Consider the following 13,548-nt stretch of genomic DNA (forward strand, 5'->3'; position numbering starts at 1 on the left):
CGGGCAGAATTTGCGCATGAACCGGCCGACCCCCGCTGCTGCATCGACCACCCTGCGCTGCATGCTGCTGTGGATCGGCGTGCTCGCGTTGTCAGCCTGCGCCGGTTACAGCCCTTCGGGCCTGCCCGTCGGTACACCGCAGGCGCAGGTCATCGAGCGCATGGGGCCGCCGACCGGGCGCTATGCACTCGCTCCAGCCGGTGAGCGGCTGGAGTTCGCCCGAGGCCCGATGGGCAAGCACACTTACATGCTCGACTTCGATGCCGACCAGCGGCTGCTGCGCTGGGAACAGGTGCTGACCGAGAAGAACTTCTATGCACTGCAGATCGGCATGAGCCGCGACGAAGTGCTGCGGCGCATCGGCCATCCGTCGAACGTGCGCTTCCTGTCACGTCAGCAGCACCAGCTCTGGTCGTACCGCTACGACACGCCGTTCTGCGTGTGGTTCCAGGTCAGCCTCGACACCTCCGACAAGGTGGCCGAACTGGGCAACAACGTCGATCCGCAGTGCGACGATCTCTTCGACGGTCGCTGATTCCATGCCCACGATCACCCTGTACGGCATCCCGAACTGCGACACCGTGAAGCGGGCCCGCGCCTGGCTGGAGGCCCGCGACGTTGGCTACACGTTTCACGACTTCAAGAAGCAGGGCGTGCCTCCCGACGCGCTGGCCAGATGGGTGTCCGCCACCGGCTGGGAGACGCTGGTCAACCGCAAGGGCACGACCTGGCGCCAACTCGATCCTGCGGTGCGGGAGTCCGTCGTCGACGCGTCGAGCGCCCAGCGGGCGCTCAGGGAACATCCGTCGCTGGTGAAGCGGCCCGTGGTGGAGTGGCCGGGTGGCGTGACGGTCGGCTTCGACGAGGCGGTATTCAGCGCACGGCTGTCCCACTGAGGACGCGACGACCGTCGTGCCGCGTCCTCACAACTCACAAGGCGGTGGTCACGCGGCGAGCAACTGCCTCAGCACGAAGGGCAGGATGCCGCCGTGCTTGTAGTAGTCCACCTCGATCGGCGTGTCGATGCGCAGCGTGACGATCACGGTCTTCTTCTCACCGGTGGGCGTGGTGATCACCAGCGTGGCGTCCGATTGCGGCTTCATGTCGGCATCGACCACCACGTCCACCACCTCGTCACCGATCAGTCCCAGCGTGCTCCATGAGTCGCTGCCCTTGAACTGCAGCGGCAGTACGCCCATGCCGACCAGGTTGCTGCGGTGGATGCGCTCGAAGCTCTTCGCCACCACGGCCTTGATGCCCAGCAGCTGCGTGCCCTTGGCGGCCCAGTCGCGCGACGAGCCGGTGCCGTACTCCTCGCCGCCGAAGATCACCGTGGGTACGCCGGCGGCGATGTACTGCATGGCGGCGTCGTAGATCGCGAGCTTGCGGCCCTTGTCCGCACCGTCGAGCTGGAAGAGGGTGTAGCCACCTTCCTCGCGCGCGCCGTCGTCCTTGGGCGGCAGCATCAGGTTCTTGATGCGCACGTTGGCGAAGGTGCCGCGCATCATCACCTCGTGGTTGCCGCGGCGCGAGCCGTAGCTGTTGAAGTCGGCCTTCAGCACACCGTGCTCTAGCAGGTACTTGCCGGCCGGCGTGGTGTCCTTGAAGGAGCCGGCCGGCGAGATGTGGTCGGTGGTGATCGAGTCGCCGAACAGGCCCATGATGCGTGCGCCCTTCACGCCGGCGTCCGCCACGGCCGGCTCCATGGTGAAGTCCTGGAAGAACGGCGGCTCGGCGATGTAGGTGCTCTTGGGCCAGGTGTAGACATGGCCCTTCACGCCCTTGATCTGTTCCCACAGCTTGCCGGGATCGCTCTTGACCTTGTCGTAATTCTTCTTGAACGCCTTGCCGTCCATCGCGAACTTCATCAGCTTGTAGATCTCGTCGCTGGTGGGCCAGATGTCGCCCAGGTAGACCGGCTTGCCGCCCTTGCCGGTGCCCACCGGTTCCGTCATCAGGTCCCTGCTCACGGTGCCGGCGATCGCATAGGCCACCACCAGCGGCGGGCTGGCCAGGAAGTTGGCCTTCAGGTTCGGGTGGATGCGGGCCTCGAAGTTGCGGTTGCCCGACAGCACGGCGGCGCACACCAGGTCGTTCTTCGTGATCGCCTCGTTGATCTCGGGCGTCAGGTCGCCGGCATTGCCGATGCAGGTGGTGCAGCCGTAGCCAGCGACGAAGAAGCCCAGCTTCTCCAGGTAGGGCAGCAGGCCGGCCTTCTCCAGGTACTCGGTGACGATGCGCGAGCCCGGCGCGAGCGAGGTCTTCACGTGCTTCTTCACCTTCAGCCCGGCCTCGACCGCCTTCTTCGCCAGCAGCCCGGCGGCCAGCAGCACGCCCGGATTGCTGGTGTTGGTGCAGGAGGTGATGGCGGCGATCAGCACGTCGCCGTTCCGGATTTCCAGGCCGTCGCTGGTGGCAAAGGCCTGCCCCAGCTTCTCAGCCGGCTGGTTGAAGCCGTTCTCCGCCGGCGGCTTGCTGAACAGCGAGCCGAACTGCGACTTCACGTGGCCGAGTTCGATGCGATCCTGCGGCCGCTTCGGGCCCGACAGCGACGGCGCCACTGTGCCCAGGTCGAGCTTCACGACCGCGCTGTAGTCGATGTCGCCGGCCTCGGGCACGCCGAACAGCTTCTGCGCCTTGAAGTAGGCCTCGAAGGCCTCGATCTCGGCCTTGCTGCGGCCGGTGCCCTGGAAATAGTCGATGGTCTTCTCGTCGACCGGGAAGAAGCCCATCGTGGCGCCATACTCGGGCGCCATGTTGCCGATCGTGGCGCGGTCGGGCAGGGCGAGGGTGCGGGTGCCTTCGCCGAAGAACTCGACGAACTTGCCCACCACCTTGGCCTTGCGCAGGATCTCGGTGACCGTCAGCACCAGGTCGGTGGCCGTCACGCCCTCGCGCAGTTGGCCGGTGAGCTCGAAGCCCACCACGTCGGGTGTCAGGAAGTAGACCGGCTGGCCCAGCATGCCGGCCTCGGCCTCGATGCCACCCACGCCCCAGCCGACCACGCCGATGCCGTTGATCATCGTGGTGTGGCTGTCGGTGCCCACCAATGTGTCGGGGTAGAAGATGCCGCCCTGGGTCTTGTGCACGCCGCGCGCAAGGTACTCGAGGTTCACCTGGTGCACGATGCCGAAGCCGGGTGGCACGACGCCGAAGGTGTCGAAGGCGTCCATGCCCCATTTCATGAACTGGTAGCGCTCGCGATTGCGGCTGAATTCCAGCTTCATGTTCAGGTCCAGCGCCTTGGCCGACCCGAAGTGGTCGATCATCACCGAGTGGTCGACCACCAGGTCCACCGGCACCAGCGGCTCGATCGCCTTGGGGTTCTTGCCCATCTTCGCGGCCACGTTGCGCATCGCGGCCAGGTCGGCCAGCAGCGGCACGCCGGTGAAGTCCTGCAGCACCACGCGCGCGACGACGAAGGGGATCTCGTCGCTGCGCTCGACGGTCGGCCGCCAGTTCGCGAGCTGCTCCACGTGCTCCTTCGTGACCTTCTTGCCGTCGCAGTTGCGCAGCACGCTCTCCAGCACGATGCGCACCGACACCGGCAGGCGCGCCACGTTCGGGAAGGTCTTCGCCAGCTCGGGTAGCGAGTAGAACCGACCCTCCTTGCCGGAGGCGGTCTTGAAGCTCTTCAGGGTCTTCGGGAAGGCGTGCGGGCTCGTGGCGGGCATGGTCGACCTCGGTGTGGGTTGGGGTTGAAAACGATTATGCGGTTTGCATGCCAACACCACATGACATCGCGGCACCTAGGTCGACGCACCCTTGCGAGGGCCGGTGCGCACCCCCGTGATCCGCTCCAGTGGGGAGGATCCCACGATGGCCATGCGACCGAACAATCGCCGCGGGCCATCGAAGGGCAGGAGGCGATCATGCAGGGGATGTCGAGGCGTGATGTGGTGGGGCGTGCGCTGGCCTTGGCCGCGGCCGCTGGGGTCCGGGTCGCCGGTGCCGCAGCGGTGCGACGATCCGGCGACGGTGCGGCCGCGCCGTCGATGCTGCTGGCGCGTGAGGCCGCGGCCGGCCAGTCTCCGGTCGGCTACCGGGTCAGCGAGAAGCTCGACGGCGTCCGGGCGCAATGGGACGGACGCGAGCTGCGGTTTCGTGGTGGCGGCGTGGTGCCGGCACCGAGCTGGTTCACGGCCGGCTTGCCGGCCGTGGCGCTGGACGGCGAGCTGTGGCTCGGCCGTGGCCGTTTCGAGGCGCTCACGGCGATCGTGCGGGACCGGCAGCCCGACGATGCCGGATGGCGGCAGGTGCGCTACGGTGTGTTCGAGCTGCCGGGAGCGCCCGGCCCGTTCACCGAGCGGGCAGCGCGGATGGCTCAACTGGTCAGTCAAACGGGGCCCGGGCCGCTGATGGCAGTGGAGCAATGGGAACTGCTCGATGCCGCAGCCCTGCAGGACCGACTGGCCAGCGTGGTGGCGCAGGGCGGCGAAGGGCTGATGCTGCACCGGGCCGACGCCCCCTACGTCACCGGCCGCAGCGAAGTGCTGCTGAAGCTCAAGCCGCTGCAGGACAGCGAGGCGGTCGTCATCGGGCACGTCGCGGGGAAGGGCCGCTTTGTCGGGCAGTTGGGCGCCTTGCGCGTGCGCACGCCGCAGGGACGGGAGTTCGCGCTGGGCACGGGCTTCAGCGATGCACAGCGGGCTTCACCGCCTCCGCAGGGCACGGTGGTCACCTACACCTACCGCGGCACCACGGCGCGCGGCCTGCCGCGCTTCGCCAGTTTCCTGCGGATGGCCGGGCCTTGACGCCGGTCCCGGCCACGGCTTGAGGTATGTTGCGGGCGATGAGCGAACACAGCTTCTACTGGCACGACTACGAAACCTTCGGGCGCTGGCCGCGGCGCGACCGGCCGGCGCAGTTCGCTGGCGTGCGCACCGACGCCGAGCTCAACGAGATCGGTCCGCCGCTGATGCACTACTGCCAGCCCGCGCCCGATTTCCTGCCCGACCCCGAATCGTGCCTGCTGACCGGCATCCTGCCGCAGACCTGCCTCGAGCAGGGCCTGCCGGAACATGCTTTTGCTGCCGCCATCGAGCGCGAGCTGGCGGCGCCGGGCACGGTGGGCGTGGGCTACAACACCATCCGCTTCGACGACGAGGTGACGCGCCATCTGTTCTGGCGCAACCTGATGGACCCCTATGCCCGCGAATGGCAGAACGGCTGCGGGCGCTGGGACCTGCTCGACGTGGTGCGCTGCACCTATGCGCTGCGGCCCGAGGGCATCGAATGGCCGCGCCACGAGGACGGGCGGGCCTCGTTCAAGCTCGAGCACCTGACGGCGGCCAATGGCCTGGCACATGAGGCGGCACACGACGCGCTGTCGGACGTGCGTGCCACCATCGGCCTGGCGCGGCTGATCCGCCGGCACCAGCCCCGCCTGTGGGACTTCTGCTTCCGGCTTCACCGCAAGGACGCGGTGATGGCGGAGATCGGTGCCGGTGCGCGGCGGCCCTTCCTGCACATCTCCGGCATGTACCCGGCCGAGCGGGGTTGCCTCGCCGCGGTGTGGCCGCTCGGCGCTCACCCGACCAACAAGAACGAACTGATCGTCTGGGATCTGGCAGCCGACCCCAGCGAACTCTACGGACTCGATGCCGCCGCGATCCGCCAGCGCCTGTTCACCAAGGCCGAAGATCTGCCGGAGGGCACGACGCGCCTGCCGATCAAGAGCATCCACATCAACAAGTCGCCGATCGTCATCGGCAACCTCAAGACGCTGAGCCCGGCGATGGCCGAGCGCTGGGGCTACGACGCGGCCCGGGTGCAGCGTCACGCCGACATCGCCCTGGCGCACGACGCGCTGCCACGCGCGCTGTGGGCCGACGTGTTCGCGCGGCCCGCGCCCGAGCAGGCACCCGACGTCGACGAAGACCTGTATGGCGGCTTCGTCTCCAATGCCGACCGGCGCACGCTCGAGCGGCTGCGTGGGCTGCCGCCGGAAGGGCTGGCGGGCCAGCGCCCGTCGTTCGAGGACGGGCGCCTGGAGGAACTGCTGTTCCGTTACCGGGCGCGCAACTTTCCGGACACGCTCGATGCCGAGGAGCGGGCCCAGTGGGAGCAGCATCGCGCCGAGCGGCTGCACCTGGGCGTCGGCGGCGGCAGCAGCCTGGCGGCCTTCTTCGAACGCATCGACGCGCTCAGCGAGTCGGCCGACGAGCGGGGCCAGGACATCCTGGGCGCGCTCTACGACTACGCCGAGCAGATCGCGCCGTCGGCCCCCTGACGCCCGTGCGCGGAAGCGAACGATGAAGATCGGCGTGATGGGCGCGGGGGCCGTGGGCTGCTACTACGGCGGCATGCTGGCGCGTGCCGGCCACGAGCTGGTGCTGGTTGGCCGACCGACCCATGTCGAGGCGCTGCAGCAGCGCGGCCTGCGCTTGCAGACGGCGGCCTTCGACGTCGAACTGCCGGTGCGCGCCAGCACCGAGGCGGCGGCGCTGATCGACGCGGCGCTGGTGCTGTTCTGCGTCAAGTCGACCGACACCGAGGCGGCCGGCCTCGAGCTGCGTGACCACCTGGCGCCGGACGCGCTGGTGCTGAGCCTGCAGAACGGGGTCGACAACGCCGAACGGCTGCAGGCACTGGTCGGTGTGCCGGTGTGGCCTGCGGTGGTCTTCGTCGCCGCCGAGATGGCCGGTCCCGGCCACGTGAAGCACAACGGCCGCGGTGAACTGGTGATCGGACCGACCGCCGTGCACGGCACATCGGGCACGCTGGAGGCCGCCGGCCTGCTGGCGCTGCTGGGCGATGCCGGCGTGCCGGCCGAGACCGGGAACAACGTGGCCGGCGTGCTGTGGGCCAAGCTGGTGCTCAACTGCGCCTACAACGCGCTGTCGGCGTTGACGAACCTGCCCTACGGCCCGCTGGTCGCGCGCGAGGGCATCGCGCGCGTGATGGACGACCTGGTGGCCGAGTGCCTGGCCGTGGCCGCTGCCGATGGCGTTCGGATCCCGGGCGAGGTGCCGGCGTCGGTGCGCCGCATCGCGCAGACCATGCCGGCGCAGTTCTCGTCGACCGCGCAGGACCTGCGCCGCGGGCGCCGCAGCGAGATCGATCACCTCAACGGCTACGTCGTGCGGCGCGGCGAGGCCACCGGCACGCCAACGCCGGTGAACCGCTGCCTGCACGCGCTGGTGAAGGCCCTGGAAGCGCCGCCTACCTGATGCGCGTTCCCTGGCGTCCGCTGCACGCGCTGCCGCTGCATGTCGTCAACGGCATCGGCGTCGCACTCGGCATCTGCCTGATCCAGGCGCTGGTGTCGGCGCTGGCCGGCAGCGCGCCGGCGCTGTGGGCGGTCAGCGGCGCGGTCTGCGTCAGCCTGGCCGACTTGCCCGTGGTGCCGCGGCGCAGCTGGCTCAGGGTGTCGCTGGCGGCGTTCAGCACCTGCGTCGTGACGGCGTTCGTCGTCGCGCTGCGCCTGCATCCGGTGGCGCTCGGCGGCGTGGTGGCGCTGGTGGCCTTCGCTTCCGCGATGACGCTGGCCTGGGGCCTGCGCGCCGGTCCGGTGTCGTTCGTCGGCATCCTCGCGATCGTGTTCGCGATGGCGTCGCCGCCTGTGTCGGGCGCGGCTGCGGTGTTCGCGCACACCACCTGGACGGCACTCGGCGCGGCGTTGTACATGGCCTGGGCGATGTTCTGCTCGGTGATGCTGCAGCGCCGCTATCGAGCGCTGGCCCTGGCTGGCGTGCTGGAGGGGCTGTCCGCCTTGCTGCGGGCGCGCGCCGCATTGCTCGTGCCTTCATCGCCGCAGGTGCGCGACAGTGACTCGGCCGCCGACCGGCTGCGAACGTGGATCCGCGACGAGACGGCACTCAACGACCGGGTGCAGGCGGCGCGCGATCTGATCTTCGAGCGGCCGGACCGCGATACCGAAACGCGGACCTTCGCCGGGTTGCTGGTCACCGCCGTCGATCTGCGCGACACCCTGCTGGCCAGTGAGCTCGATCTGGGCTTGCTGGGTGACGATGCGCTGGCGGCTGCGGTGCGCCAGCGGCTCGCCGCCAATCTGGAGGCGCAGGCGGCCGCGCTCGATGCGATGCAGGGCGCGCTGCGCTACGACGACCCGGTGGAGGCTGCGCACGACAGCGACGACCGCCCGTTGCATGCCTGGGTGGCCGGTGTCTCGATCCCGGCGGGCGACCGGCGTGAACACCTGCTGCCGGCGCTGGCCGATCGCGCGCAGCACATGATCGACGACCTGCGGCAGATGCGCGCGCTGTTGCGCGGAGAGCTCTTGCCGCTGCGTTTGACGCAGGAAGAGTTGAGCCTGTTCGTGTCGGTCGAGGGCTGGCCGCTCGCTGCGCTGAAACCACACACCAGCGGGAGATCGCCGGTGCTTCGGCACGCCGTGCGCTCGGCCGTCGCGCTCGGGGCGGCCTACTTCATCGGCGAGGCGCTGCCATGGGCCTCGCACCCGCACTGGCTGGTGCTGAGCGTCGCGGTCGTGCTGCGCGGCAATCTGGAGCAGACGCTCGAGCGGCGCAACGCGCGGCTCGGCGGCACGGTGCTCGGCTGTCTGCTGGTACTCGGGCTGGCGCAACTGCACTGGAGCGGCGTGGCCTCGGTGGCCTTCCTGCTGGCGGTCGCGGCCGCGCATGCCTTCGTCAACGTGCGCTATCTGGTCACGGCGATCGCTGCCACAGTGATGGCCCTGCTGCAGGCCCACCTGGCCGATCCGGCCGCTGGCTTCGCAGTGGCCGAGCGCCTGGCCGATACCGCACTCGGCGCCGGGCTGGCCTGGGCGTTCTGCTACGTCCTGCCGTCGTGGGAGCGCAACAGCCTCACGCGCGCGCTCGACCGGCTGCTGAACAGCCTGAACGCGCTGGCCATCGAGGTGCTGACCTGGCCCGAGCCCGGGCGCAGCCGCGCGCCGCTGGGTCTGGCGCGTCGCGAGGCCTATGAGTCCCTCGCCGGGCTGGCCGCGATGGCACAGCGAAGCAGCGTCGAGCCGGAACGCGTGCGGGTGCCCTTGCAGGCCATCACCGACGCACTGACCCACGGACAGGAAATGCTCGGCCACCTGGCCGCGATGCGGCAGATGCTCACCCGCCGGGTCGACGCGCTCGATCGCGAGCCGGCCGAGGCGGTGCTGCGTCGCGCCGCCGCGGCGGTGCACTCCTGCCTCGCGCCGCGCCCGACTTCGGCTGCCGCCACGCTGGCCGAAGTGGCACCGGCAGCGCTGCCGTCCTTCGAACTGCCGGCCCAGTCGGCAGGGGCGGCGCTGTTGCCGTGGTTCGAGCGCCGCTCGCAGATGGTGGTACGGGCCGCTCATGGTGTGGCCGCCGCGGTGCAACGGCTGCGCGCGCACGCGCAACGGCGGGTCTGAAAGGAAAACGGCCCGCAGGAGCTGCGGGCCGTGGCCTCGAGCGGGGTCGCCGGTGATCAGGCGGTGACTTCCTTCGCGACGCTCGCGTACTCGTCGATCTGGTCGAAGTTCATGTAGCGGTACACGCTGTCGGCGTCCTTGTTGATGATGCCCATCGCCTCGTGGTACTCGGCCACGGTCGGAATCTTGCCGAGCTTCGAGGCGATCGCCGCCAGTTCGGCCGAGGCCAGGAACACGTTGGTGTTCTTGCCCAGGCGGTTCGGGAAGTTGCGGGTGCTGGTGGAGACGACGGTCGCGCCTTCACGCACCTGGGCCTGGTTGCCCATGCAGAGGCTGCACCCGGGCATCTCGGTGCGGGCACCGGCGGCGCCGAAGTTGGCGTAGTGGCCTTCCTTGATCAGCTCGCTCTCGTCCATCTTGGTCGGCGGGGCGACCCACAGCTTGACCGGAATGTCGCGCTGTCCGCCCAGCAGCTTGGCGGCGGCGCGGAAGTGGCCGATGTTGGTCATGCACGAGCCGATGAAGGCCTCGTCGATCTTGGTGCCGGCGACCTCGGACATGAACTTGGCGTCGTCCGGGTCGTTGGGGCAGCAGACGATCGGTTCCTTGATGTCGGCCAGATCGATCTCGATCACGGCGGCGTACTCGGCATTCTTGTCGGCCTCGAGCAACTGCGGATTGGCCAGCCAGGCCTCGACCTTCTCGATGCGGCGCTGCAGGGTGCGGGCGTCGGCATAGCCGTCGGCGATCATGTTCTTCATCAGCACCACGTTGCTGGTGAGGTATTCCTTGATCGGCGCCGGGTTGAGCTTGATGGTGCAGCCGGCGGCCGAACGCTCGGCCGAGGCGTCGCTCAGCTCGAAGGCCTGCTCCACCTTCAGGTCCGGCAGGCCCTCGATTTCCAGCACGCGGCCGGAGAACACGTTCTTCTTGCCGGCCTTGGCGACCGTCAGCAGGCCGGCCTTGATCGCGTACAGCGGGATCGCATGCACCAGGTCACGCAGCGTCACGCCCGGCTGCATCTGGCCCTTGAAGCGCACCAGCACCGATTCGGGCATGTCCAGCGGCATCACGCCGGTGGCCGCGCCGAAGGCGACCAGGCCCGAGCCTGCGGGGAAGCTGATGCCGATGGGGAAGCGCGTGTGGCTGTCGCCGCCGGTGCCCACGGTGTCGGGCAGCAGCAGGCGGTTGAGCCAGCTGTGGATCACGCCGTCGCCCGGGCGCAGCGCCACGCCGCCGCGGTTGCTGATGAAGGCGGGCAGCTCGCGGTGCGTCTTCACGTCCACGGGCTTCGGGTAGGCCGCGGTGTGGCAGAAGCTCTGCATCACCAGGTCGGCGCTGAAGCCCAGGCAAGCCAGGTCCTTCAGTTCGTCGCGCGTCATCGGGCCGGTGGTGTCCTGGCTGCCGACGGTGGTCATCTTGGGCTCGCAGTAGGTGCCCGGGCGCACGCCCTGGCCCTCGGGCAGGCCGACCGCGCGGCCGACCATCTTCTGCGCCAGCGTGAAACCGGCCTGGGTCGCGGCCGGGGCCTTGGGCAGGCGGAAGAGCGTGGATGCGGGGAGGCCGAGAAACTCGCGCGCCTTGCCGGTGAGGCTGCGGCCGATGATCAGGTTGATGCGGCCGCCGGCGCGCACCTCGTCGAACAGCACCTCGTTCTTCAGCTTGAACTCGACGACGGTGGCGCCGTTCTTCTGGATCTTGCCCTCGTACGGCAGGATGTCGACCACGTCGCCCATCTCGAGCTTGGATACGTCCACCTCGATCGGCAGCGAGCCCGAGTCTTCCTGGGTGTTGAAGAAGATCGGCGCGATCTTGCCGCCCAGCGTGACGCCGCCGAAGCGCTTGTTCGGCACGAAGGGGATGTCCTGGCCGGTGGCCCAGATCACGCTGTTGGTCGCGCTCTTGCGCGACGAGCCGGTGCCCACCACGTCGCCGACGTAGGCGACCAGGTGGCCCTTCTTCTTCAGGTCGTCGATGAACTGCATCGGACCGCGCTTGCCGTCTTCCTCGGGCTTGAAGGCCGCACCTTCGCGGGTGTTCTTCAGCATCGCCAGGTAGTGCAGCGGGATGTCCGGGCGGCTCCAGGCATCGGGCGCCGGCGACAGGTCGTCGGTGTTGGTCTCGCCCGGCACCTTGAAGACGGTGACGGTGATCTTCTTGTCGACCTCGGGGCGCGAGGTGAACCACTCGGCATCGGCCCAGCTCTGGATCACTTCCTTGGCCTTGGCGTTGCCGGCCTTGGCCTTCTCGGCCACGTCGTGGAAGAAGTCGAACATCAGCAGCGTCCTCTTCAGGCCTTCGGCCGCGACGGCGGCCACGTCGGCGTCGTCGAGCAGGTCGATCAGGGGCTTGACGTTGTAGCCACCCACCATCGTGCCCAGCAACTCGGTGGCCTTGGCCTTGGAGATCAGCGCGACCGCGAGATCGCCGTGCGCCACGGCGGCCAGGAACGAGGCCTTGACCTTGGCGGCGTCGTCGACGCCCGGTGGGACGCGGTGTGTCAGCAGGTCGAGCAGGAAGGACTCTTCGCCGGCCGGCGGGTTCTTGATCAGCTCGATCAGTTCGGCCACCTGCTTCGCTTCGAGCGGGAGCGGCGGGATGCCGAGCGCGGCGCGTTCGGCGGCATGTTGGCGATAGGCTTGCAGCATGGTGGACTCCGGGGACGGTAGGAGGAGGGCGGGGGACGAAAGCGGAGGGGCCCGGTCAGGCGGCGCGCGGCACGATGACTTTCAGGCCTTTGAAGTAGAGGCGGAAGAACTCGGCATCTCGGGTGATCAGGCCGTTGCACTGAAGCAAGGCGTGGGCCCCGACGATGAAGTCGGGCACGTTGCGCTGGCGGGCACCTCCGCGCGAGCGGTAGCGACGCTGCATCTCGCCGGCACGCACCGCGGATTTCTGCTCGACCGCGCTGTAGACGATGCCCATGTCCTCGAGCACCTGCACGGCGCGATCGCCTTCCTCGAGCGAGCTGCAGACCTCTGCGATGACGACATCGCAGACGGCGACCGGCCCGCGCGACAGCGCGTCGCGCAGCGCGGCCTCGGCCGTGTCGGCCTCGGGGCTCTCGCTGAGGAGTTCGATCAGGACGGAGGAATCGATCGCGATCATCGACGGCGGGGCGCTCAGCGATCGACGGGATCGCCGGGGGCCCGACCGCGCACCGCGCGCAAGGCCTCGTCGACCGAGGTGAAGCCGTCGAGCTTGAACTTGCCGCGAGCGCGAGAGATGGCGTCGTCGACGTTCTTGCGCAGGATGATGCGGCCGCCGTCGAGCTCAACCTTCAGCTGCGTGCCCTTGACCAGCCCGAGGGCGTCACGCACGGCCTTGGGCAGAGTGATCTGCCCGCGCTCGGCAACGGTGGCTTCCATGCTGGCTCCCGTGAATCTGCATCGGTCGGTATGTATGAATTATACATACCTGAATCCGCATATTCAATCATGGAGCGCACGCCGGCGCCGGCCAGGGCCAGCGCGGCGGGGGTCGATCGGCGTCTCAGCGCGCCGCGGCGGTGACGGCCGCGACCGCGGCGCGCTGCTCCGCGAGGGTGCAGCCATCGACCATGCGCTGGCCGATCTTCTGGTTCATCATCATCGACTTCACGGGGATCTGCAGCCACACGACGCCGCTGCGTCTGTCCTCGAGCCGGACGGCGCCGGTGGTGGTTTCCTGCGGCGTCATCACATAGGCCGCCTTGTTGAACACGACCTCGAAGTGGCCCGGCTTGTTCTGCACCGGGGTCACGCTGACGGTCTGGTTGAACTCGCACTGCGCGGTGCCGGTCAGCACGCGGTTGGAGATTGCCAACTGGTTGTCGCTGATCGTCTCGGTCACTTCCGTGGCGAGCGCCAGGCCCTTGGCTTCGGACTTCAGTTCCTTGCGCGACTGCGACACCGGCTTCTTGGCCGGGGCCGGCTTCGCGGCGGGAGCGGTCTGCGCCTGCGCCAGGGCGGCGCCGCCGGTGGTCATCAGGCCGGCGACCAGCAGCGACAGGGCCAGGGGGGTGATGCGGCTCATCGGTTCTCCAAGCGAGTATGAAAGTCTTGATTGTCGAACGTGCGGCCGTCAGTTTCGTTGCAAGTTGCATCAGGGTGCGCCGCGGGCGCCCTGCGTCGGACGGGCGGCCGAGCCGCAGGGTGGCCGACGGCACGAGAGCGCGCAAGCTTTTGGTGCGTTGTCCGGCGAGGCCGGACGTGCGCGAGATCACGACGCCGAGG

Annotated in this window: 11 protein-coding genes; 6 read left to right on the top strand and 5 right to left on the bottom strand. The window is 69.0% G+C overall.

The genetic code is table 11. The features are described from left to right. Positions 1–16 precede the first annotated feature (16 nt). Entirely contained in the window at positions 17–535 is a 519-nt protein-coding gene (locus MPE_RS06835) for a hypothetical protein (RefSeq protein WP_011828955.1), read from the top strand. 4 nt (positions 536–539) lie between these two features. After that, on the top strand, positions 540–896 hold the full coding sequence (locus MPE_RS06840) for an arsenate reductase (RefSeq protein ID WP_011828956.1): 357 nt from the start codon (positions 540–542) through the stop codon (positions 894–896). 48 nt (positions 897–944) lie between these two features. Here the strand turns inward: MPE_RS06840 and acnA are convergent, their stop codons facing one another. Beyond that, the gene (gene acnA, locus MPE_RS06845) at positions 945–3,674 is read right to left on the bottom strand and encodes an aconitate hydratase AcnA (protein ID WP_011828957.1); all 2,730 of its coding nucleotides are present in this window, start codon (positions 3,672–3,674) and stop codon (positions 945–947) included. A gap of 207 nt (positions 3,675–3,881) precedes the next feature. On the opposite strand from acnA, the gene MPE_RS06850 reads away from it, so the two are divergent. Genes MPE_RS06850 through MPE_RS06865 form a run of 4 tightly spaced genes read left to right on the top strand, consistent with a single transcriptional unit; the run spans position 3,882 to position 9,334 of the window. Continuing rightward, positions 3,882–4,754, top strand: coding sequence for a DNA ligase (locus MPE_RS06850; RefSeq protein WP_011828958.1), 873 nt, complete (start codon positions 3,882–3,884; stop codon positions 4,752–4,754). A 38-nt stretch (positions 4,755–4,792) separates the two neighbouring features. Next, positions 4,793–6,232 (top strand): exodeoxyribonuclease I, encoded by a 1,440-nt coding sequence (gene sbcB, locus MPE_RS06855; protein ID WP_011828959.1) that lies wholly within the window; start codon positions 4,793–4,795, stop codon positions 6,230–6,232. Positions 6,233–6,254: 22 nt separating this feature from the next. Then, positions 6,255–7,172 (top strand): ketopantoate reductase family protein, encoded by a 918-nt coding sequence (locus MPE_RS06860; protein WP_011828960.1) that lies wholly within the window; start codon positions 6,255–6,257, stop codon positions 7,170–7,172. Beyond that, on the top strand, positions 7,172–9,334 hold the full coding sequence (locus MPE_RS06865) for an FUSC family protein (RefSeq protein WP_011828961.1): 2,163 nt from the start codon (positions 7,172–7,174) through the stop codon (positions 9,332–9,334). Before MPE_RS06860 ends, MPE_RS06865 begins: the two co-directional genes overlap by 1 nt. A 56-nt stretch (positions 9,335–9,390) precedes the next feature. On the opposite strand, the gene acnB is transcribed toward MPE_RS06865, so the two are convergent. From acnB to MPE_RS06885, 4 genes are all read right to left on the bottom strand, one after another. Further along, positions 9,391–11,982 carry a bifunctional aconitate hydratase 2/2-methylisocitrate dehydratase gene (acnB, locus tag MPE_RS06870; RefSeq protein ID WP_011828962.1) on the bottom strand — a complete coding sequence of 864 codons (2,592 nt, stop codon included), beginning with the start codon at positions 11,980–11,982 and terminating at the stop codon, positions 9,391–9,393. 55 nt (positions 11,983–12,037) lie between these two features. Then, entirely contained in the window at positions 12,038–12,442 is a 405-nt protein-coding gene (locus tag MPE_RS06875) for a type II toxin-antitoxin system VapC family toxin (protein WP_011828963.1), read from the bottom strand. Positions 12,443–12,456: 14 nt separating this feature from the next. Then, positions 12,457–12,702 carry an AbrB/MazE/SpoVT family DNA-binding domain-containing protein gene (locus MPE_RS06880; RefSeq protein WP_011828964.1) on the bottom strand — a complete coding sequence of 82 codons (246 nt, stop codon included), beginning with the start codon at positions 12,700–12,702 and terminating at the stop codon, positions 12,457–12,459. A 124-nt stretch (positions 12,703–12,826) separates the two neighbouring features. Next, positions 12,827–13,348 (bottom strand): hypothetical protein, encoded by a 522-nt coding sequence (locus MPE_RS06885; RefSeq protein ID WP_011828965.1) that lies wholly within the window; start codon positions 13,346–13,348, stop codon positions 12,827–12,829. Between the last annotated feature and the right edge of the window lie 200 nt (positions 13,349–13,548).

Source organism: Methylibium petroleiphilum PM1 (genome assembly GCF_000015725.1).
GTDB lineage: Bacteria > Pseudomonadota > Gammaproteobacteria > Burkholderiales > Burkholderiaceae_C > Methylibium > Methylibium petroleiphilum.

Excerpts from the sequence above, each read along its gene's own strand:
- MPE_RS06850 (WP_011828958.1), top strand. The coding sequence starts at position 3,882 with ATGTCGAGGCGTGATGTGGTGGGGCGTGCGCTGGCCTTGGCCGCGGCC.
- MPE_RS06860 (WP_011828960.1), top strand. The coding sequence starts at position 6,255 with ATGAAGATCGGCGTGATGGGCGCGGGGGCCGTGGGCTGCTACTACGGC.
- MPE_RS06865 (WP_011828961.1), top strand. The coding sequence starts at position 7,172 with ATGCGCGTTCCCTGGCGTCCGCTGCACGCGCTGCCGCTGCATGTCGTC.
- MPE_RS06880 (WP_011828964.1), bottom strand. The coding sequence starts at position 12,702 with ATGGAAGCCACCGTTGCCGAGCGCGGGCAGATCACTCTGCCCAAGGCC.
- sbcB (WP_011828959.1), top strand. The coding sequence starts at position 4,793 with ATGAGCGAACACAGCTTCTACTGGCACGACTACGAAACCTTCGGGCGC.
- acnA (WP_011828957.1), bottom strand. The coding sequence starts at position 3,674 with ATGCCCGCCACGAGCCCGCACGCCTTCCCGAAGACCCTGAAGAGCTTC.
- MPE_RS06835 (WP_011828955.1), top strand. The coding sequence starts at position 17 with ATGAACCGGCCGACCCCCGCTGCTGCATCGACCACCCTGCGCTGCATG.
- acnB (WP_011828962.1), bottom strand. The coding sequence starts at position 11,982 with ATGCTGCAAGCCTATCGCCAACATGCCGCCGAACGCGCCGCGCTCGGC.
- MPE_RS06875 (WP_011828963.1), bottom strand. The coding sequence starts at position 12,442 with ATGATCGCGATCGATTCCTCCGTCCTGATCGAACTCCTCAGCGAGAGC.
- MPE_RS06885 (WP_011828965.1), bottom strand. The coding sequence starts at position 13,348 with ATGAGCCGCATCACCCCCCTGGCCCTGTCGCTGCTGGTCGCCGGCCTG.
- MPE_RS06840 (WP_011828956.1), top strand. The coding sequence starts at position 540 with ATGCCCACGATCACCCTGTACGGCATCCCGAACTGCGACACCGTGAAG.